17 protein-coding genes and 1 pseudogene are annotated in these 19,848 nt (G+C 63.3%); 12 read left to right on the top strand and 6 right to left on the bottom strand.

What is annotated here, in order from left to right; all coding sequences use genetic code 11:
• Complete coding sequence (hisS, locus tag ACXAEH_RS00200; RefSeq protein ID WP_475030485.1) at positions 1-1,488, bottom strand: histidine--tRNA ligase; 1,488 nt, start codon at positions 1,486-1,488, stop codon at positions 1-3.
• A gap of 259 nt (positions 1,489-1,747) precedes the next feature.
• On the opposite strand from hisS, the gene ACXAEH_RS00195 reads away from it, so the two are divergent.
• Positions 1,748-1,942 carry a SlyX family protein gene (locus tag ACXAEH_RS00195; protein ID WP_475030484.1) on the top strand — a complete coding sequence of 65 codons (195 nt, stop codon included), beginning with the start codon at positions 1,748-1,750 and terminating at the stop codon, positions 1,940-1,942.
• Between the two features lie 98 nt (positions 1,943-2,040).
• Positions 2,041-2,664 carry a hypothetical protein gene (locus tag ACXAEH_RS00190; RefSeq protein ID WP_475030483.1) on the top strand — a complete coding sequence of 208 codons (624 nt, stop codon included), beginning with the start codon at positions 2,041-2,043 and terminating at the stop codon, positions 2,662-2,664.
• A gap of 146 nt (positions 2,665-2,810) precedes the next feature.
• Here the strand turns inward: ACXAEH_RS00190 and ACXAEH_RS00185 are convergent, their stop codons facing one another.
• Both ACXAEH_RS00185 and dnaE read right to left on the bottom strand, forming a co-directional pair.
• Positions 2,811-3,389, bottom strand: coding sequence for a 2OG-Fe(II) oxygenase (locus ACXAEH_RS00185; RefSeq protein ID WP_475030482.1), 579 nt, complete (start codon positions 3,387-3,389; stop codon positions 2,811-2,813).
• A gap of 167 nt (positions 3,390-3,556) precedes the next feature.
• Positions 3,557-7,068 (bottom strand): annotated as a pseudogene (gene dnaE / locus ACXAEH_RS00180) (DNA polymerase III subunit alpha).
• 356 nt (positions 7,069-7,424) lie between these two features.
• On the opposite strand from dnaE, the gene xdhC reads away from it, so the two are divergent.
• The 7 genes from xdhC to ACXAEH_RS00145 all read left to right on the top strand — a co-directional run bounded on the left by xdhC (position 7,425) and on the right by ACXAEH_RS00145 (position 13,876).
• Positions 7,425-8,309 (top strand): xanthine dehydrogenase accessory protein XdhC, encoded by an 885-nt coding sequence (gene xdhC, locus ACXAEH_RS00175; RefSeq protein ID WP_475030481.1) that lies wholly within the window; start codon positions 7,425-7,427, stop codon positions 8,307-8,309.
• Positions 8,306-9,823 carry an ABC transporter ATP-binding protein gene (locus ACXAEH_RS00170; protein ID WP_475030480.1) on the top strand — a complete coding sequence of 506 codons (1,518 nt, stop codon included), beginning with the start codon at positions 8,306-8,308 and terminating at the stop codon, positions 9,821-9,823. The genes xdhC and ACXAEH_RS00170 overlap by 4 nt, the downstream gene beginning before the upstream one ends.
• A gap of 57 nt (positions 9,824-9,880) precedes the next feature.
• On the top strand, positions 9,881-10,963 hold the full coding sequence (locus ACXAEH_RS00165; protein WP_475030479.1) for an ABC transporter permease: 1,083 nt from the start codon (positions 9,881-9,883) through the stop codon (positions 10,961-10,963).
• Positions 10,963-11,277: a DUF2834 domain-containing protein gene (locus ACXAEH_RS00160; RefSeq protein WP_475030478.1), complete on the top strand. Its 315-nt coding sequence runs from the start codon at positions 10,963-10,965 to the stop codon at positions 11,275-11,277. Before ACXAEH_RS00165 ends, ACXAEH_RS00160 begins: the two co-directional genes overlap by 1 nt.
• 1 nt (position 11,278) lies before the next feature.
• Complete coding sequence (locus ACXAEH_RS00155) at positions 11,279-12,199, top strand: ABC transporter permease (RefSeq protein ID WP_475030477.1); 921 nt, start codon at positions 11,279-11,281, stop codon at positions 12,197-12,199.
• A gap of 63 nt (positions 12,200-12,262) precedes the next feature.
• Positions 12,263-13,336: a BMP family ABC transporter substrate-binding protein gene (locus ACXAEH_RS00150; protein ID WP_475030476.1), complete on the top strand. Its 1,074-nt coding sequence runs from the start codon at positions 12,263-12,265 to the stop codon at positions 13,334-13,336.
• A 183-nt stretch (positions 13,337-13,519) separates the two neighbouring features.
• Positions 13,520-13,876: a VOC family protein gene (locus tag ACXAEH_RS00145; RefSeq protein WP_475030475.1), complete on the top strand. Its 357-nt coding sequence runs from the start codon at positions 13,520-13,522 to the stop codon at positions 13,874-13,876.
• A 150-nt stretch (positions 13,877-14,026) separates the two neighbouring features.
• Here ACXAEH_RS00145 and ACXAEH_RS00140 read toward each other — a convergent pair whose 3' ends face one another.
• From ACXAEH_RS00140 to ACXAEH_RS00130, 3 genes are all read right to left on the bottom strand, one after another.
• A complete protein-coding gene (locus tag ACXAEH_RS00140; RefSeq protein ID WP_475030474.1) occupies positions 14,027-14,608 on the bottom strand; it encodes a hypothetical protein in 582 nt (193 codons plus the stop codon).
• Positions 14,609-14,666: 58 nt separating this feature from the next.
• The gene (locus ACXAEH_RS00135; RefSeq protein ID WP_475030473.1) at positions 14,667-15,251 is read right to left on the bottom strand and encodes a hypothetical protein; all 585 of its coding nucleotides are present in this window, start codon (positions 15,249-15,251) and stop codon (positions 14,667-14,669) included.
• Between the two features lie 87 nt (positions 15,252-15,338).
• The gene (locus ACXAEH_RS00130) at positions 15,339-16,715 is read right to left on the bottom strand and encodes a hypothetical protein (protein WP_475030472.1); all 1,377 of its coding nucleotides are present in this window, start codon (positions 16,713-16,715) and stop codon (positions 15,339-15,341) included.
• A gap of 147 nt (positions 16,716-16,862) precedes the next feature.
• On the opposite strand from ACXAEH_RS00130, the gene ACXAEH_RS00125 reads away from it, so the two are divergent.
• From ACXAEH_RS00125 to ACXAEH_RS00115, 3 genes are read left to right on the top strand one after another with little or no spacing between them, the layout of a single operon-like run.
• On the top strand, positions 16,863-17,804 hold the full coding sequence (locus ACXAEH_RS00125; protein ID WP_475030471.1) for an aldo/keto reductase: 942 nt from the start codon (positions 16,863-16,865) through the stop codon (positions 17,802-17,804).
• A gap of 4 nt (positions 17,805-17,808) precedes the next feature.
• Positions 17,809-18,879 carry an NAD(P)/FAD-dependent oxidoreductase gene (locus tag ACXAEH_RS00120; protein WP_475030470.1) on the top strand — a complete coding sequence of 357 codons (1,071 nt, stop codon included), beginning with the start codon at positions 17,809-17,811 and terminating at the stop codon, positions 18,877-18,879.
• Positions 18,879-19,535, top strand: coding sequence for a DUF938 domain-containing protein (locus ACXAEH_RS00115; protein ID WP_475030469.1), 657 nt, complete (start codon positions 18,879-18,881; stop codon positions 19,533-19,535). Before ACXAEH_RS00120 ends, ACXAEH_RS00115 begins: the two co-directional genes overlap by 1 nt.
• Positions 19,536-19,848: the final 313 nt, after the last annotated feature.

The raw sequence follows: 19,848 nt of genomic DNA, 5'->3' as shown, positions 1-19,848 counted from the left end.
TCAGCCCTGCCCGTCCAGGATGTCCCGCACCTTGGCAACCAGCCCGCTGCGCGGCACTTCGAACTGGCTGGGGCGTTCCTTCCACTCTTCCAGCGTCGCGCTTTCGGCGATCTTGGCGCCCAGGATCAGGTCCTTGATCTGCACCACGCCGTTTGCCTTCTCGTCGCCGCCCTCAATCACGGCGACCGGAGAATTCCGCTTGTCCGCATATTTCAACTGGTTGCCGAAGTTCTTGGGGTTGCCCAGATAGACCTCGGCCCGGATGCCCGAATTGCGCAGCTCCGCCACCATCGCCTGGTAATCCGCCATCCGGTCGCGGTCCATCACGGTGACGACCACGGGACCCGTTGCCTCGGCACTCAGCCGGCCTTTGGCATGCAACGCCGCCAGCAGCCGGTCGACACCCACCGAGACGCCCACCGCAGGCACTTCCTGCCCGGTGAAGCGTTTGACCAGCCCGTCATAGCGCCCGCCGCCCGAGACTGAGCCGAACTGCCGCTTGCGGCCTTTCTCATCGAGGATCTCGAAAGTAAGCTCCGCCTCAAACACCGGCCCGGTGTAGTAACCCAGACCGCGCACCACCGAGGGGTCGATCTCGATCCGGTCCTTGCCATAGCCGCCCGCAGCCAGCAGCTCGCCGATCTGCTCCAGTTCGGCGATGCCCTCCTGGCCGACCTTGCTGTCACCAACAGCGGCCCGCAGGTTGGCGATGGTCCCAGCTGCATCCGCCGCCTTGGAGGTCAGGAACGCCAGCACCGGCGCGGCTTGGTCGTCCGACAGGCCAACGCCATCAATATAAGCGCCAGAGGCATCCAGCCGGCCCTTGCCGAGCAATTCACGCACACCGCTTTCGCCGACCTTGTCAAATTTGTCGATGGTGCGCAGCACGTTGTCTTTAGCTGCCTGATCCTCACCAAGCCCCATGACGTCGAGCACGCCATTCAAGACTTTGCGGTTGTTGACCCGCACCAAGTAATCGCCGCGCGGAATGCCAACGGTCTCGAGCGTGTCCGACAGCATTGCGCAGATTTCCGCATCCGCCGCCATGGACGCCGTGCCCACGGTATCCGCATCGCACTGATAGAACTGGCGGAAGCGCCCCGGCCCCGGCTTCTCATTGCGCCAGACCGGCCCCATCGCATAGCGGCGGTAAGGCGTCGGCAAGTCGTTGCGGTGCTGCGCATAGACCCGCGCCAGCGGCGCCGTCAGGTCATAGCGCAGCGCCATCCAGTCGCCGTTGCCGTCCTCTTCGGTTTCCTGCCAGGCGAACACGCCTTCGTTCGGGCGGTCCACATCGGGCAGGAACTTGCCCAGCGCCTCAACGGTTTCCACCGCCGAACTTTCCAGCGCTTCAAACCCGTAATGATGATACACACCCGCGATGGCCCGCAGCATCTCGCTGCGCTGGGTCACCTCCGCACCGAAATAGTCACGGAACCCCTTCGGCGTCTGCGCCTTGGGGCGGGGCTGTTTCTTCACTTTGGCCATCTGAGGCCTCCTCACGGGTAGCGGTTTCACTCGCGTGGCGGTCTAACGGAAGCGGGTCGCAACAGCAAGACAGAGCCGCCGCTGCCCGGCGCCGCACCTCTGGGAAAACACCACGGCATACGCTCCTTCTTCTGGCTTTAAATATCCCTGCCGGAGGCCCGCAGGATTTCCGCAGGAAAACCTGCGCCTGCAGCATCCGCCCCATGGACCCAGGGCCGCAATGCCCCTATGACAGAGCCGCACCCGCAGGAGACACCCCATGCAGCATCTGGAAGAGCAAATCGCCCATCTGACCCGCAGCGTGGAGGAGATGAGCGACGTGATCGCCCGCCAGCAGCAGGAGATCGACCTGCTGACCCGCCGCGTTGCCATGCTGATGCAGCGCGAGGCCACCCGCGAGCAGGACGGCACCGGCGGCGTGGTCTTTGCCGACGAACGGCCGCCGCATTACTGATCCCTGCCCCGCAAACCACGGTTTTCCTTGATCCCTGCGCCCGCCCCGCGCAGGCTGTCACTTAGGTATTTTGTGACAAGTGATTGGGGGACACGGCCATGGCACCGTCCAACGACCCGGTGGAATTCGTCGAAAAGGGCGTCGGCAAACTGCATGCGCGCATGCTCTACTACCTGAAAACCATCTGGAAGCGCATCCGCGCCCTGCTCACCCCGCTCAGCAAATTCCTGAAAAACCTGATCTCCGGCGCCAAATCCCTGGCCAAGACCGTCGGCAAGGCCGCGGTGAAACAAGTCACTTCCGCCGCGCAGTACATCCTGAAGCTGATCGACCGGGTTGAGCAGACCCTGAAAAGCCTGGTGAAGCTGGGCAAGCGCATCCTCGACACCATCCGCAAGAACGCCGACCGCACCCGCGTCATCCGCATTCTGAAAACCGTGATCCGCAAATATGTCGAGATGATCCGCCAGGTCTGGGGCTGGATCCGCGAGATCTGGGACGAGCTTGGCGTGCTCGACACCGCGCTCTCGGTGATCAGCCGCTTTGCCTCTGTCCTGCAAATGGTCTTCCGCTGGATCCGTGACCTGACCGGCATCCTGGGTGCAGTGAAAAAGGTGAAGTCGCTTTTGAAAAAGGTCCTGAAAACCCTGCGGCTGGAGGTGAAGGAAGCGATCCGCCTGCTCAAGGACGTCGCCAAGCTGCCGGTGCCCAAGGAGGCCTAACGCCTGCGGCGGGCGGGGCAAAAATTTTTAAGTAAAATTTTTGGTCGGAAAATTTGCAATTTTCCGGCGCCGCAATCCTGAGAGCCCCCGCCCAGAACAGGCTGCCGCAGGCCCAGGGCGCTACGCGCCGTTGTTCCGGCCAAGGTTTATCCAACTGACTCAAACATCACATCCGTGCGCAAAGCGTATTTCACGCCAGACTGCACGGGATCGCCCCTGTGGGACAACGGATGATGAAAGAACAGAGCCTTGCCGGTTGCAGGCCGAATGATGAAGTCTGCAAATCGGAAAGGCGAGAACACATCCGCAAAACTGGTACCGCCTCCCTCAAAACCTTCGTTGAGGTACACCATCATGGTGAAACGGCTGACAGCGCCGTCAGCACTGCAGTGCTCACCATCCTGATGCCAGTCAAAAAAATGACCTGGAAGATAACGGTACAGCCGAAACCGCTCGTTCAGCCCTACAGCGACCGCACCATTGAATGGTACGGAGAAGGAAGGTTTCACTTTCCACCACAAGGAACCGGCAAGCGTTGGGTCATCAAAGATCACCCGGTCATTGTTCCGGATATCCGGAACAGTCTCGACACCACGTTCAGTGTTGATCGTCGCATTTTCGAACCCAAGTTCATGAGCCCGAACGATCATCTGCTTGCAGAAATCAGCCGATACGAATTCAGCCGCTTCAAAGACGCGGTCATACAATACTTTTGGAATGCTCACAGTTCTTACTCCGGAATGACACTACGAAATCTCGTCAAAGTCATGCCGGAGGCATCAATGATGCCGACCCCGTAAAGGAACGTGGTGGCAACAAGGTTTATGCACTAGCTGTTTCATGCCGCCACCGCTATCCGCGCTCAGACCTTCTGTCAATCCTCGCGTAAATCCTAGATCTCCTCCACGTCCAGCACACCTTCCAGCGACTTCAAGGCACCCTTGATCTGCGGGTTGATCGGGAAGGCCTGGCCCAGGTCCATCTCCACATCGCCGGGCAGCGCGGGGTCCTGCAGGTACATGTAGACCTCGCCGCGCGCGGCGTTGCGGGCGGCGGATTTGGCGTCCTCCAGCACCTGGGCCACGGTGCCCACGGCGGCGGCGTCACTCACATAGACCCGCAAGGAACTGCGCCCGGCATCGGCAATGGCGCTGTCCACCGGACCAACCGAGCGCACCAGCAGTTTCAGCTGGTCGCTCTCCATCGTCGCCTCGGCGGTGATCACCACCTTGGAGCCGGTCTCCAGATACTCGCGGGACTTCTCCAGAACCTCAGAGAACAGCGTCACCTCAAAGGCGCCGGAAGGGTCCGATAGCTGGGCAAAGGCAAAGCGGTTGCCGCGCGCCGACTTGCGCTCCTGCCGCCCGGCCACCACGCCGGCCATCTTGGCAATGCAGGCGCCGCGCTCTGCCTTGGCGGTGACCTCGTCCAGCGTCATCACATCCTTGCGTTTCAGCGCGGGCATATAGTCGTCCAGCGGGTGCCCCGAGAGGTAAAAGCCGATCGCCTTGAATTCCTCAGACAGACGCTCGGCCGGCAGCCAGTCCGGAACCGACGGCAGGCGCGGCTCCGGCAGGTCCTCACCCGCCTCGCCGAACAGCGACACCTGGCTGGAGGCGCGCTGATCATGCACCGCGGCGGAGTAATCCACCAGCGCGCCAAGGCTTTCGAACACCCGGCGGCGGTTTTGATCAAGCTGATCAAACGCCCCTGCCCGCGCCATCATCTCCAAGGGCCGCTTGCCGACCTTTTTCAGGTTCACCCGGCGGGCAAAGTCGAAGAGGTTCACAAAAACCCGTTCGTGACCGTCCTCATTGCGCGCCTCGGTCACCAGCCGCATCACGTCGACACCGACGTTCTTCAGCGCGCCCAGCGCATAGACCAGCTCGCCCTTCACCACATTGAAGGTCGCCATCGAGCGGTTGACGCAGGGCGGCACGTATTTCAGCTTCAGCCCCTTCTTCACCTCTTCGAAGTAGATCGCCAGCTTGTCGGTGAGGTGAATATCGCAGTTCATGACGCCGGCCATGAACTCCACCGGGTGGTTTGCCTTGAGCCAGCCGGTCTGGTAGCTGACCACCGCATAGGCCGCCGCGTGGGATTTGTTGAAACCGTAGTTGGCGAATTTCTCCAACAGGTCGAAAACCTCAGAGGCCTTTTTCTTGTCGACCCCGTTCTCCGCCGCGCCCTTCTCGAATTTCGGGCGTTCGGCGTCCATCGCCTCCTTGATCTTCTTACCCATCGCCCGGCGCAGCAGGTCGGCGCCGCCAAGGGTATAGTTCGCCATCACCTGGGCGATCTGCATCACCTGTTCCTGGTAGACGATGATGCCCTGGGTTTCTTCCAGAATGTGGTCGATGAGGGGATGCACCGAGGTGATCTCGCGCATCCCGTTCTTCACCTCGCAGTAGACCGGGATGTTCTCCATCGGGCCGGGCCGGTACAGCGCCACCAGCGCCACGATGTCCTCGATGCAAGTGGGTTTCATGCGCTTCAGCGCATCCATCATGCCGGTGGATTCCACCTGGAAGACCGCCACCGTCTTGGCCCGGGAATAGAGGTCATAGGTGACCTTGTCGTCCAGCGGAATGGCGTTGATCTGGTTCTTGGCGCCCTCCGGCGGCTCATAGAGCTGGGTGCCATCCTCGGCGATATGCAGGTCGCGGCCCGACTGAAAGATCAGGTCCATGGCGTTCTGAATGACGGTCAGGGTTTTCAGGCCCAGGAAGTCGAACTTCACCAGCCCCGCCTGCTCCACCCATTTCATGTTGAATTGGGTGGCCGGCATGTCGGAACGCGGATCGCGGTAGAGCGGCACCAGCGCGTCCAGCGGCCTATCGCCAATCACCACGCCCGCCGCGTGAGTACCGGCAGAGCGCAACAGCCCTTCCACCTGCATGCCGTATTTCAGCAGCCGGTCGACAACCTCCTCGTTCTCCGCCTCCTCGCGCAGCCGCGGCTCTTCCTTCAGGGAGTCCACGATGGACATCGGCTTCACGCCCTCAACCGGGATCAGCTTCGAGAGCCGGTCCACCTGGCCATAGGGCATCTGCAAGACCCGCCCCATGTCGCGCACCGCCGCCTTGGACAAGAGCGCGCCAAAGGTGATAATCTGGCCCACCTTGTCGCGGCCGTATTTCTCCTGCACGTATTTGATCACCTCCTCGCGGCGGTCCATGCAGAAGTCGATGTCGAAGTCGGGCATCGAGACCCGTTCCGGGTTCAGGAAGCGTTCGAACAGCAGCGAGTATCGCAGCGGGTCAAGGTCGGTGATGGTCAGCGCATAAGCCACCAAGGAGCCCGCACCGGAACCCCGCCCCGGCCCCACCGGAATGTCGTGGTCCTTGGCCCATTGGATAAAGTCGGCAACGATCAGGAAGTAGCCGGGGAAGCCCATGCCCTCGATGATGCCCAGCTCGAAATCGAGCCGCTCCTGGTATTCCTCGACACTCACCGCATGCGGGATCACCGCCAGACGCTGCTGCAACCCGTCGTTGGCAATACGGCGCAGCTCCGCCACTTCGTCATCGGCGAACTTCGGCAGGATCGGGTCGCGCCGGTAGGCCATGAAGGCACAGCGCCTGGCGATCTCCACCGTGTTTTCAACCGCCTCCGGCAGGTCGGCAAACAGCGCGACCATTTCCTCCTGGCTTTTGAAGTAATGCTGCGCGGTCAAGCGGCGGCGCGGCTCCACCTGGTCGACATAGGCACCTTCGGCGATGCAGATCATCGCGTCATGGGCCTCGTACATTTCCGTGTTGGGGAAATAGACGTCATTGGTGGCGACCAGCGGCAGGTCCAGGGAATAGGCCATCTCCACATGGCCGCGCTCGGTCGCCTTCTCCGCCTCCGGCTGGCCGTGCTCGCCCGGATGGCGCTGGAGTTCCACATAGAGACGGTCCGGGAAGACCGCCTTCAGCCGCTGCATCAGCGCTTCCGCCGCCGGGCGCTGGCCCATTTGCAGCAAGCGCCCCACCGGCCCGTCCGGCCCGCCGCTGAGGCAGATCACGTCGCCCGCGTTCGCCTCCAGCTCCTCCAGCGTCACATAGGGCAGCTCCCCCCCTGCCGCAGATAGAGGCAGGAGTTCAGTTTCATCAGATGCTCATACCCCGCCTCGCTCTGCGCCAGCAGCACCAGCGGCGCCGGCGGCTTGGGGCGTTCGCCCGGTGCAGGTTCGGTAAACCGCAGGTCCACCTGGCAGCCCATGATCGGCTGCACACCTGCACCGCTGGCGGCCACCGAAAACTCCAGCGCCGAGAACAAGTTGTTGCTGTCCGTGACCGCAATCGCGGGCATTCCGTGCTTCTTGCACAGGTCCGGCAGCTTCTTCAGCCGCAGCGCCCCCTCCAGCAATGAATATTCGGTATGGGTGCGCAGGTGTATGAATCGGGGAGAGCTTGTCATGCCGCCACGCTATCTTATTGGCGGCTCAGGGCGAAAGAGCCAACTGCCCCGCGGCCTATCGCAATAGCGGAACAGCCCCGCCGATTTTCAGGATATTTTTGAAGCTGTTTCGCCCCTCCGGAGCAGCCAAACAGAAACATGCAGGTAAAAAGCATAAAAAATAATGGGCTACCCGCTGCATCCGCAATTTTCTTGCGCCGCGGCATACTGCACTGCAGCGCCGGTTTTCCTTGCTTTGACAAGGACCTGCTCCCTAGGCTGGTCTCAGCAAGCAACAAACAGCCCGCCTCTCCTTCTACGCCGCATCGAAGGGAGGCACATCGGGTCAACAGGGTAACGCGGCGGGTCCCGGGAAGATGGCACTCACCTTTCGTCCGAACGGTGAAGACGTCCGTATCGCTGACGCAGACCCTTCAGCCATGCCGCTGGACTGGTTGCGCAAAGAGAAGGGCCTCACCGGCACCAAGGGAGGCCGCAACGAAGGCGGTTGCGGCGCCTGCGCCGGCATGGCGGCGGGGGCGCCGCCCTTGATGCTGGGCACCCCAGCCCGGCCGGCCCTCAGCGATACGGTGCCCGCCTCTTGTGAGGCCCACCCTGCGCTTGACGCCGGGATCATCGCCCGCCCGGCTTCTCCGCCCCCGATATCAGCGCCCATGCCAATGTCCGTGAAACGCATCCTTGCCAGTGCCCGCAGCCAGGGGATCGCCCCCGAACCGCAGCTGGCGGACGGCTGGATGATCGAGCCGGTCCACCGCGCCTCCTGCCCGGTCTGGATCTGGGGCGCGGGCCCTGCCGGCCGGGCGCTGGCGGATGTGCTGGCGCCGCTGCCGGACATGGAGATCACCTGGGTGGACACCGGCATGGACCGCTTTCCGGCGCAAATTCCGGAAAGGATCACCGCGGTTCCTGCCGCTGAACCTGCGTTACTGGTGCCCCATGCGCCTGAAAACGCGGCACATTTGGTGCTGACCTATTCCCATGCGCTGGATCTGGCGCTATGCCACGCGCTGTTGGAGCATCATTTCGCCTTTGCCGGGCTGATCGGCTCCAGAACCAAATGGGCGCGGTTCCGCTCGCGTCTTGCCGCCCTGGGGCATGCGCCCGGGGCAATCGCAAGGATCACCTGCCCGATCGGCGATCCGCAACTTGGGAAACATCCGCAGATGATTGCGGCCGGCGTGGCAGCCCAGCTGCTGCGGCAAGGTGAAAGAGACGAACAGAGAGAGGGCGCACGCGCGTGACTGTACCATTGCTGAGCCTGCAGGGCCTGACCAAGGCCTACCCCGGAGTGGTGGCCAATGACACTGTCTCCTTTGACATCGGCGAGGGCGAGGTGCATGCGCTCCTCGGCGAGAACGGTGCTGGGAAATCGACGCTGGTCAAGATGATCTATGGCCTCGTGAAGCCCGACAGCGGCCAGATGCTGTTGCGCGGCGAGGCCTTTGCCCCGGCCGAGCCGCGTGCCGCACGCGCCGACGGCATCGCCATGGTGTTCCAGCATTTCTCGCTGTTCGACGCTCTGAACGTGGCCGAGAACATCGCGCTGGGGATGGAGAACCCGCCCGAGATGCGCGACCTGGCCGCCCGTATCCGCGAAGTTTCAGAAACCTACGGCCTGCCGCTGGACCCGTTCCGCACCGTCGGCGACCTGTCCGCCGGTGAGCGCCAGCGGGTCGAAATCATCCGCTGCCTGCTGCAAGATCCGAAACTGCTGATCATGGACGAACCCACTTCAGTCCTGACCCCGCAGGAGGTCGATATCCTGTTCGAAACACTGCAGAAACTGCGTTCCGAGGGCACCTCGATCCTCTATATCTCCCACAAGCTCGAGGAAATCCGCACCCTCTGCGATCACGCTACCATCCTGCGCCTGGGCAAGAACGTGGGGGAATGCACGCCCTCTGAGACCTCAGCCCGCGACATGGCGGAGATGATGGTCGGCAGCACCCTGCAAACACCGCAGCGTGAAGCCCGCGAGTTCGGTGACGTGGCGATGGATATTTCCGGCCTGTCGGTGCCCGCGCCTTCGGCCTTTGGCACCGCGCTCAAGAATGTGCATCTGACCGTGCGCAAGGGCGAGATCCTCGGCATCGGCGGGGTGGCTGGCAATGGCCAGGACGAGCTTCTGGGGGTGTTGTCGGGCGAAACCCTGACCGAAGCCGACGCGGTGAAACTGCATGGGCAGCCCATCGGCAGGCTGGGCCCCACCGCGCGGCGCCAGCTGGGCGTGCTGGCCGCGCCAGAGGAACGCCTCGGCCATGCCGCCGCACCGGACATGAGCCTGACGGAAAACGCCATGCTCACCGGCTCGGTGCGCGAAGGGCTGGAGAAGAACGGCTTTCTCGACTGGGGCAGGACCAAGGACTTTGCCGAGCGCATCATCAAGGCCTTTGACGTGCGCACCCCGGGTGCCGGCAATGCGGCGCGGTCGCTGTCCGGCGGCAACCTGCAGAAATTCGTGATCGGCCGCGAGGTGCTGCAGGACCCGGATGTGCTGGTGGTGAACCAGCCGACCTGGGGCGTCGATGCCGCCGCCGCCGCCGCCATCCGCCAGTCGCTGCTGGATCTGGCCGCCAAGGGTGCGGCGGTGATCTGCATCAGCCAGGACCTGGATGAGCTGATGGAAATCTCCGACAGCTTCGCCGCCCTGAACGAAGGCCGCCTGAGCGCGCCGCGTGAGGCTATGGGCCTCACCGTGGATGAGATCGGCCTGATGATGGGCGGCGCCCACGGCATGGAGGTGGCGCATGTCTGAGAATTCGGAACGCCTCCGGCGGGAGTATTTTGGGAAAGATGAAAAGGGAGCCGCTTCATGATCCGGCTTGAGAAACGGCCGCAGCCGTCGCGCGCCTGGTCGATGGCAACGCCGCTGGTGGCGGTGCTGGCAACGATGCTGTTTGGCGGGCTGCTGTTTGCCGCGCTCGGCAAACCGCCGGTGGAGGCGATCCGCACCATTTTCTGGGAGCCGCTGTTTGGCGAATTCTCCTTCTATTACCGGCCGCAGCTGCTGGTCAAAGGCGCGCCGCTGGTGCTGATCGCCATCGGCCTGTCACTGGGCTTCCGCGCCGGCATCTGGAACATCGGCGCCGAAGGCCAGTATATCATGGGCGCCATTTGCGGCGCCGGTGCGGGCCTTGCCTTCTATCCAGCCGAGTCCTTCTTCATCTTCCCGCTGATGGTCCTGGCCGGCGCGCTTGGCGGCTGGGCCTGGGCAATGATCCCGGCGGTGCTGAAGACCCGCTTCGGCACCAACGAAATCCTGGTCTCGCTGATGCTGGTCTATGTTGCCGAGCAGTTCCTCGCCTCGGTCTCACTGGGCCTGTTGAAAAACCCCGAGGGCTTCGGCTTCCCCGGCTCGCGCAACCTGCAGTCCTGGGACAGCGCCCATAACGCCGAGCTGATCGCAGGCTCCGGCATGCACTGGGGCGTGGTGGCGGCGCTGATTGCAGTGATCTTTGCCTATGTGCTGTTGAACCGCCACATGACCGGCTACCACATCCGCCTGACCGGCGAGGCGCCGCGGGCTGCCAAGTTTGCCGGCGTGAACCCCACCCGGCTGGTGCTGTTCTGCCTCGGCACTTCCGGCGCGCTGGCAGGCCTTGCCGGATTGTTCGAAGTCTCCGGACCCTCCGGCCAGATCACCATCGATTTCAATGTGGGCTACGGTTTCACCGCGATTATCGTCGCTTTCCTGGGCCGCCTTCATCCGGTGGGCATCCTGCTGGCGGGCGGGCTGATGGCGCTGACCTATATCGGCGGCGACATCGCGCAGTCGAACCTGCAGCTGCCCGCCGCCGCCATTCAGGTCTTCCAGGGGATGCTGCTGTTCTTCCTGCTGGCGTTTGACCTGCTCACAAACTTCCGCATCGCAATCGGCAAGCCGGAGGTGGCGTGATGCCGGGACCCGTTTTCTGGTGGGGGGCCGCCGCCGCAGGCACAATCCTGCCCTGGACGTTCTTTGCGTCGTATTTTGTGCAGAACGGCCTGTCGCCTGTGCATTTCCTCCTGAGCCTGTTCGAAAACGGCGCGGCCGCAGGCTTCTCGGTGGACGTCATGCTGTCAATTCTTGTGTTCTGGATCTGGTCATTCTTTGACGCCCGGCGCGAAGGGGTGGCCCGCTGGTGGCTGACCCTGCCCGCGGGTTTCTGCGTGGGCCTTTCCCTGGCCCTGCCCGTCTATCTTGCCATGCGTGAATTGAGGAGCGCCTGAAATGGATCTTTCTGCAATCAATCCGGTCCTGCTCATCGCCTCGCTGATGGTGGCGGCAACCCCGCTGCTGCTGGCGGCCATCGGCGAACTGGTGGTCGAGAAGTCCGGCGTCCTGAACCTCGGGGTTGAGGGGATGATGATCGTGGGCGCCATCGCGGGCTTTGCCACCGCGGTGGAAAGCGGCTCGCCGCTGCTGGGCTTCATCGCTGCGGCCATCGCAGGCGCCGCGCTATCGATCCTCTTTGCGATCCTCACCCAGTTTGCCCAGGCAAACCAGGTGGCCTCCGGCCTGTCGCTGACACTGTTCGGGCTGGGGCTGTCGGCGCTGATGGGGCAGTCTTATGTCGGCATCAAGCCGCCGCAGATGGGCGACATCCACATCCCGGTCCTGAGCGACCTGCCTGTCGTTGGCCCGATCCTGTTCGGCCATGACATCATCCTTTACTTCGGTATCGCGCTGACCGCCGCTGTCTGGTGGGTGCTGAAATATTCCCGCATCGGCCTGGTGCTGCGCGCGGTGGGTGAGAACCACGATGCCGCCCATGCGCTTGGGTACAAGGTGATCAAGATCCGACTGCTGGCGATCATGTTCGGCGGCGCCTGCGCGGGCCTTGGCGGCGCCTACATCAGCCTCATCCGCGTCCCGCAATGGACCGAGGGCATGACCGCCGGCATCGGCTGGATTGCCCTGGCGCTGGTGGTCTTTGCCAGCTGGAAACCCTGGCGCGCGCTGCTGGGTGCCTATCTCTTTGGCGGCGTCACCGTTGTGCAGCTCAATCTGCAGGCCGCAGGCGTTGCCATTCCGGTCGAGTATCTGGCAATGTCGCCCTATCTGATAACGATCATTGTTCTGGTTATCCTTTCCGCGGACAAAAGCAGCGCACCTGCCGCGCTTGGCCGCAACTTCCACGCCTCCCGCTAGCGGGGGGCTTTTCACTGCCCCGGGAGCCCCGGGGCCAATAGATCCAAACTGGGGAGCAATTTGATGAAACTGACCAATCTTCTGACCAGCGCCGCCGTGGCGCTTGGCCTGACCGCAGGTGCGGCGATGGCCGACACCACCAAGGTGGGCTTTGTTTATGTCGGCCCCGTCGGCGACGGCGGCTGGACCTATGAGCACGACCAGGGCCGCAAGGCGGTTGAGGCCGAGTTCGGCGACAAGGTCGAAACCGTCTACGTTGAAAACGTCGCCGAGGGCCCGGATGCCGAGCGCGTGATGACCCAGATGGCGCTGGAAGGCGCCGACCTGATCTTCACCACCTCCTTCGGCTACATGGACCCGACCATCAATGTCGCCAAGAAATTCCCCAATGTGAAGTTCGAGCACGCCACCGGCTACAAGCGCGCCGACAACGTCTCGACCTATTCCGCCCGTTTCTATGAGGGCCGCGCCGTGCAGGGCACCATTGCGGGCCACATGACCGAGAGCAACATCGTCGGCTACATCGGCTCCTACCCGATCCCGGAGGTCGTGCGCGGCATCAACTCCGCCTATATCCACGCCAAGAAGGTGAACCCAGACGTCCAGTTCAAGATCGTCTGGGCCTTCACCTGGTTCGACCCGGCGAAGGAGGCTGACGCCGCCAAGGTGCTGATCGAACAGGGCGCTGACGTGATCCTGCAGCACACCGATTCCACCGCGCCGCAGGCCGCCGCTCAGGCCGCGGGCAACGTGATCACCTTCGGCCAGGCCTCCGACATGGCAGAATACGGCCCGAAACCGCGCGTATCCTCGATCATCGATGACTGGGCGCCCTACTACATCGCCCGCACCAAGGCCGTGATCGACGGCACCTGGGAAAGCAAAGACACCTGGGACGGCATCGGCGCCGGCATGGTGGGCATCGGTGAGATTTCCGACGCGGTTCCCGCTGACGTCAAGGAAGCTGCTTTGGCAATCAAGGCCTCGCTGGCCGACGGCACCTACCACGCCTTCACCGGCCCGATCAAAAAGCAGGACGGCTCCGACTGGCTGGCAGAGGGCGAAACCGCCGATGACGGCACCCTGGCCGGCATGAACTTCTATGTCGAAGGCCTGGAAGGCGACATCCCGCAGTAACCTCTGCGGTTTTCGGACATGGAAAGGCCCGCCATCCGGCGGGCCTTTTCTGTTGCGGGCAAGCCGCTGATTTTCCTAACGGACTGCTGACACACCCTGTCACGGCTTGCAGTTAGACCCGCCCGGTAATCAGCCGGCTGCATTATTGGCCCGGCTGCCTCACCAGCGGATTGGAGATTGCCCATGAAAATGAATTACTTTGTTGTTGGAACCAACGACATGGACGCCTCAGTCAGATTTTACAGCGCACTGTTCGAAGAGACTGGATTTACACAGGTATGCCCAAGCGAACGAATGACCTACTGGCTGCGGGACGATTTTGCCTTTGCAACCGCCCTGCCCTTTGACGGCGGGCCTGCCAGCAATGGCAATGGAACCATGGTGGGGTTCAGCGCCGGCTCAGCCGAAGAAGTAACTCGTCTTTATGAAAAGGCGCTCAGCCTGGGCGGCACCTGCGAAGGGGCTCCAGGCCGGCGCGGACCGCGGTTCTCAGCATATGTCCGGGATCTGGACCGAAACAAACTCTGCTTCTCGGACTGACCCCTCGGCCTTCTGACGGGGCCGCGGCTGTTCACAAACCGCGGCCTCTCTGTTTCAAAGTCACGAACAGGCGACCGGGACTGCAAGCTGCACCGCAACGCCGTCCTGCCGCTCGATCCGGGCATTGCCGGGCACTTTCGGCCCTACGCCTCAGCTGCAGCTGTTCAAAACTCCGGACATGATTGTTTCGTAGTCAGACTGGAAAGAGCTGCTCTCTGGATCCAGATCGAAGACCCTAAGGCTAGCTTGAGCGAATCCCAAACACTCATACTCCCGGAATGCTCCGAACATGTTGGCGCGAATACTCTCCTCGGACTTCGATGGCCTTTGCAAATGATACGCCTTAACAACAAGATCTCTTTCTGCGGGTGTCATCGTTAGGCATGCCGACAGATGGTATCTGGCCTTGGCTTTGTCGAAACTCGCTTGGGATCGTGTGGAGCTGTCGGCCAAAGCCAGAACCGATCCGACATGCTCAGCCTGTGCCATGATCCAAAGAAAGTACTTGTTGAATGCGTCGGTTTCAGCCTGAGCAAACACCGGGTCGATGCCGATCGGATTGGTATCCGCCCAAAGGTCCGGTTCAAACGCGGTGAGAGCTGACCATTCAGCCGGACAATTAGCTGCAGCGATGTCGGTCCGGCTGATTGTATCCAAGCCCTGCCCGTACGAAGCGGTACTTGCTAACAATACAGCTGCCCCCGTTGCCCAGAAAGCAACTTGATTTTTCATGACTCTGTGTCCGTTGTGCCAGATGAAACCAAGGGGCAGAACACCCACCGGTTTTCACTCACGAACAGGCGACCGGGACTGCAAGCTGCACCGCAACGCCGTCCTGCCGCTTGATCAGGGCATTGCCGGTCACCTGGCAGCCCGACAGCTCTGCCACATGGGAATAAAGCTGTTTCAGCGCCTCCTTGTCGGAGACCACCAGATATTTCAACTGCAGGCTGATCTTGAACAGCACCGCAAAGCTGCTGCCGTCGACGGTGACAATCCGGAACCTGGCTCGCGACTTGCCCAGGTGGGTTTGCGCCGCATAGGGCGACTTCCGCTTTGAGCTCATATACCCCATCGCCGTCTGCGCCGCCGCCCGTCCCGACGCAGGCGACCCGCCTGCCTGGTAGCGCGCGCTATGGGCGACCAGCCAGGGCGCGCCGGTCCGGGTCTTGTGCAGGCCGGGCCGCATGGCGGTGGTGAACTGCCCGGCCTCGGCCAGGGCTGCGGTGCGGTAATCCGGCGTGCCCGCTGCAGAAGCCTGCGCTGCCGTCTGGGTGCCGTACCCGGTCCGGGTCGCCGACCAATAATCGGGCTGCTCCGGCGCCGAACAGGCTGCCAGAACCGCCGCAACTCCAATTGCCAGTATATGTCTCACGCCTGCCGCTCCATTGTCATGCAGGGATAGGCTGACAGGTAAATCGGGCTGCAATATGGCGAACCGCCGGCCGGAACCGAACGCTCTTCAGACCACCCGGTCAAGCGGCGCATTTCGGTACAGCATCCCGACCTCATCAGCCGCGCCCCCAGGACCGGCACCAATAGCTGCGGCCTGGCTGAGATTGCGCAGTGTGACCGCGGAACCGTTGGCAAAACGCACTGTCATGCTGTCGCCCTCACGCGCAACGGAATAGCCCGCGGACCCGTCTGTCTTCAGCATCACCATGGCGCCCGCGGCCAGATCCACAGTGTCATGGCCCTGCCCAGGCGCGCTGTAATCCAGCGCCACCGTGCCGCCGTCAATTGTTATGCTGTCATCCCCGGCCCCGCCGCTGATGGCAAAACTGCCGGCCGTCTTGATATACATCCGGTCATTGCCCGCGCCGCCGTCTGCACCTGTCAGATGAACCGCTGCAAAGGCCAGGCGCTCCGCTGCAGTTGGCGGCAGCCCGCCGCCTCTGTTCATCATCTGCCATTCATACCCCGCATACGGGCGGGACAGGTCGCCGCTGGCGGCCACGACAGAGATCGCATCATCCCCGGCGCCGCCGGAGATCCCCGAGGCGACCACGGCCTCCACCGCGATGGCATCATTGCCGTTGCCGCCATCTATCTGCGAGGCATAGCCCGCGCGCAGGCTTATGGCGTCATGCCCATCGCCCGCCTGGATCTGATGCGCCTGGCGTGCCTGAATGGCAATGGCATCATCGCCGCCGCCGGTTGACACCTCCAGCACCCGGCGCGCCGACACCGACAGGCTGTCCGCATTGGAATATGTGTTCATGTGCGCCTTTACATAAGCTCCATTCCCGCCGGAGATCGTCGTCACAACAGACGGGTCGGCATCGGTGTAAACCCTGCGCACCTCGTCGCCGCTCAAGCTGACCGCATCCGCCCCGTCACCAGTGAAAATGCCGGTCAGCTTCTTCCCGCGGGCGGAAACCGCATCCAGCCCGTGCCCGGTATCGATCATGCCGCGTTCGAACGCCACTGACAAACCCAATACATGGGCGGGAATCTTGTGAATTTTCTGCAGAACCGAATTCGCCAGCGCATCACCGGTGTCCTGCATCCCCAGAAGCTGCGCGGGAATGCTGCGTTCCTCCTGGCCATTGGACAGGCGGACGATGGCAGCCCGCATCGCCTTGGCCTGTTCGCGGTAGTGCTCTACGTTTTTACTGACACCGGCATCCGCCGGCGCATTCGAGATGACAACAGCATCAGATGGCTGCCGGGCCAGCCATTCCGCATGTTCCTTTTCGCGCAGGCGCTTTTCCGGATCCCGGAACTCAGCATCCTCCGGATCAAGCGCCAAACGCCCCGTAACCCGCGCCGAGGCGGACTGCGTTTGGGCAAGCAGAAAACTGACACCAGACACCTGGTCATTGCGAATGGCGGACATAACACACTCCAGCTACGGAAAAACAAAATCAATCCAGAGGCGATACTGTCAAACACCCCTCCCTCTCAGGTTAATGCTGCCGGCACAGGGACGCCGCCCATTCATTCCTGCTTCCCTGCCGCCCGCCCCTATGCCAAGCTCCGCGCCATGACCCAGATTCTGACCAGTCCCGACGGAACCCCGGCCAGCCGCTTTGCCTTTGGCTGCATGCAGTTCGGCGGCCGCGCCGATGAGCGCCAGTCGGCAGAGATGTACGCCGCCAGCCGCGCCGCCGGCATCACCCATTTCGACACCGCCTGGGTTTATACCGAAGGCCGTTCGGAACAGCTCCTGGGGGAGCTGATCAAGGCTGAGCGCGACCAGCTGCTGATCGCCACCAAAGTGGGTTATGAAGGCGGCGCAGGGGCTGCCAACATGCGTGCCCAGCTGGAAACCTGCCTGAAGCGGCTGCAGCTGGACATGGTCGACGTACTCTACCTCCACAAGTTCGACCCGGACACCGGCTTGCGTGAAACCATGGATTGTTTTGCCGCCCTCAAAGAGGAGGGCAAGATCCGCTACACGGGCCTGTCGAACTTTGCCGCCTGGCAGGTGATGAAGGCGCAGATGGCCGGTCTGGCGTCCGGCACAGCCGTGGACATCCTGCAGCCGATGTATTCGCTGGTGAAACGCCAGGCCGAGGTCGAGATCCTGCCGATGTGCGCAGATCAAAGCATCACCGCGGTGCCCTATTCCCCCTTGGGCGGCGGGCTGCTGACCGGCAAATACGCCGCGGGCGGCACCGGCCGCATCACCGAGGACAAGGGCTACAGCACCCGTTACAGCCCTGCCGTCATGCATAAAACCGCCACGGCCCTGGTGGAACTGGCCGCCCGGCGCGGGGCTGATCCCGCCACCCTCGCCGTGGCCTGGGCCGCCGCCCATCCAACCGCACCGATGCCGATCATCTCGGCCCGCAATGCACAGCAACTGCGGCCCTCGCTGGCCGCGCTGACCTTTGAAATGGACGCAGATCTGTACCGGGAGATCGAGGCGCTCAGCCCGCGCCCGGCCCCCGCCACCGACCGTCTGGAAGAACAGGAGCGCTGACCCCATGCAGGATTTCCTCGTCATCGGCGGCGGGCTGGCGGGCACCGGCACGGCGGCAAAGCTCTCGGAACTCGGCAGCGTCACCCTGCTGGAGATGGAAGAGGCGCTTGGCTACCACGCCTCAGGCCGCTCTGCCGCGATGTTCGCCGAGACCTACGGGCCGCCGCCGGTGGTCGCCCTCTCCCGTGCCAGCGCTGGGCATCACCAGGCCCTGGGCTGCCTGTCGCCGCGCGGCTTCATGCTGGTGGGCGGGCCGCAGAACGCCGAGGTCTATGCTCATGGGCTGAAGGAGCTGGATCTGGAGCCCATTTCCGGCGCCGAAGCCCGCGCCAAGGTGCCGGTCCTGCACCCCGAACGCGTCACCATGGCGGGTTTTCACGCCGATGCCCAGGACCTCGACGCTGACCTGCTGCTGCAAGGGTTTGCCAAGGCGGCACGCGCCAATGGCGCGGTGTTCCGGACCCGCGCGCCTGTCTCCGCGATCACCCGCACGGCATCAGGCTGGCAGGTCACCGCAGGCGGCGAAACCTATGACGCCAGGCAGCTGGTCAACGCCGCCGGCGCCTGGGCCGACCGGATCGCCATTCTGGCCGGCGTGACCCCCATCGGCCTGCAGCCCAAGCGCCGCTCGATGGCGCGGCTGCCTGCCCCCGGCGGCCATGACGTCAGCACCTGGCCGATGATCATGGGCGCGGGGGAAACCTGGTACGCCAAGCCCGATGCCGGCAAACTGCTGGTGTCTCCGGCCGAGGCCGATCCGGTTGATCCGCATGACGCCTATGCCGACGACATGGTGCTGGCCGAAGGCCTGGCCCGCTACGAGGAAAACGTGACCGAGCCGGTCACCCGGGTTGAGACCAGCTGGGCCGGCCTGCGCAGCTTTGCCCCCGACGGCGCGCTGGTGCTGGGGCCGGACCCGGCCCACCCCGACTTCATCTGGAGCGCAGGCCAGGGCGGCTACGGCGTCCAGACCTCTCCCGCTGCGGCGCGGCTGGTGGCGGATCTAGTGGCTGGGCAGCAGCCGGAGCTGGACGCGGGCACTGTTGCGGCCTTGTCGCCTGCGAGGCTGCGCTGATGCCGGTGCGGTCAGTCCCCGGCGCGGCGTCCGTCGCCGCGCCCCAGGACGGCAAGCTTTTTGCCCCCGCTGCCGCCCGCAATGCAGAGGTGCTGTGCGATCTGCTGGCAGAGGTTGCCCCAGAGCAAGGCAAAGCGCTGGAAATCGCCAGCGGCACCGGCCAGCACGCCGTGGCCTATGCCGCCCGCCTGCCCGGCCTGCAATGGCAGCCGACAGAAGTGGACGAAATCCGCTGCGCCAGCATCCAGGCCTATGCCGCCGAAAGCCGGCTCGGCAACATTTCCCCGCCCCTGCCGCTTGATGCCACCGCCCCCGGCTGGGGCGCAGAGCACCCGGGCCAGGATCTGATTGTGCTGGTAAACCTCCTGCACCTGATCAGCACGCAAGAGGCCCGCACCCTGATTTCCGAGGCCGCCGCCGCCCTCGCACCCGGCGGGCGCTTTGTGATCTACGGCCCCTTCATGCGCGGCGGCGAGCTGACCAGCGACGGCGACCGCAATTTCCACGCGGCCTTATCCGGCCATGACCCTGCAATAGGCTACAAGGACGACTTCGACACCATCGGCTGGCTGCAAGCCGCCGGGCTGGAGCTGTTTCAGGCGGTGGAGATGCCCGCCAACAACCTGGCGCTGATCGCTGCAAAGCTTGGTCTCTGACCTGTATCAAAGCCGCCGCCTCAACAGCCGCATACACATTTGGAAACAAGAATGTGAAAACAGGAGGCACAGGGCATGACCATCCAGAAAAACTTGCAGGGACCCGCAGCTGGCTGCGCAACCTGAACGGGGCAATCCCCGAAACTGCTCAGGCCTGTGGCGCGTTTGGCAAAGCGGTAAAGCAGGGCGGTGTGCCGGCAGCACCCGGTCAGTTTGCTCATGATCTGCCTCCCTCTCTATCTGGCCGGCTGAATTCCGGCACGGAATTCAGCCCGGAAAACACGTGTTTTCCGGCTAAAATTCCGCGCCGGAA

Source organism: Leisingera sp. ABM4_060, from assembly GCF_056158765.1.
The sequence above is the reverse complement of the archived record's forward strand: the minus strand, read 5'-3'. Positions and strand labels throughout refer to the sequence as shown.

What these genes read in the sequence shown, in the direction of transcription:
- hisS (WP_475030485.1), bottom strand. Translation starts at nt 1,488, where the DNA reads ATGGCCAAAGTGAAGAAACAGCCCCGCCCCAAGGCGCAGACGCCGAAG.
- ACXAEH_RS00195 (WP_475030484.1), top strand. Translation starts at nt 1,748, where the DNA reads ATGCAGCATCTGGAAGAGCAAATCGCCCATCTGACCCGCAGCGTGGAG.
- ACXAEH_RS00190 (WP_475030483.1), top strand. Translation starts at nt 2,041, where the DNA reads ATGGCACCGTCCAACGACCCGGTGGAATTCGTCGAAAAGGGCGTCGGC.
- xdhC (WP_475030481.1), top strand. Translation starts at nt 7,425, where the DNA reads ATGGCACTCACCTTTCGTCCGAACGGTGAAGACGTCCGTATCGCTGAC.
- ACXAEH_RS00165 (WP_475030479.1), top strand. Translation starts at nt 9,881, where the DNA reads ATGATCCGGCTTGAGAAACGGCCGCAGCCGTCGCGCGCCTGGTCGATG.
- ACXAEH_RS00160 (WP_475030478.1), top strand. Translation starts at nt 10,963, where the DNA reads ATGCCGGGACCCGTTTTCTGGTGGGGGGCCGCCGCCGCAGGCACAATC.
- ACXAEH_RS00155 (WP_475030477.1), top strand. Translation starts at nt 11,279, where the DNA reads ATGGATCTTTCTGCAATCAATCCGGTCCTGCTCATCGCCTCGCTGATG.
- ACXAEH_RS00150 (WP_475030476.1), top strand. Translation starts at nt 12,263, where the DNA reads ATGAAACTGACCAATCTTCTGACCAGCGCCGCCGTGGCGCTTGGCCTG.
- ACXAEH_RS00145 (WP_475030475.1), top strand. Translation starts at nt 13,520, where the DNA reads ATGAAAATGAATTACTTTGTTGTTGGAACCAACGACATGGACGCCTCA.
- ACXAEH_RS00140 (WP_475030474.1), bottom strand. Translation starts at nt 14,608, where the DNA reads ATGAAAAATCAAGTTGCTTTCTGGGCAACGGGGGCAGCTGTATTGTTA.
- ACXAEH_RS00130 (WP_475030472.1), bottom strand. Translation starts at nt 16,715, where the DNA reads ATGTCCGCCATTCGCAATGACCAGGTGTCTGGTGTCAGTTTTCTGCTT.
- ACXAEH_RS00125 (WP_475030471.1), top strand. Translation starts at nt 16,863, where the DNA reads ATGACCCAGATTCTGACCAGTCCCGACGGAACCCCGGCCAGCCGCTTT.
- ACXAEH_RS00120 (WP_475030470.1), top strand. Translation starts at nt 17,809, where the DNA reads ATGCAGGATTTCCTCGTCATCGGCGGCGGGCTGGCGGGCACCGGCACG.
- ACXAEH_RS00115 (WP_475030469.1), top strand. Translation starts at nt 18,879, where the DNA reads ATGCCGGTGCGGTCAGTCCCCGGCGCGGCGTCCGTCGCCGCGCCCCAG.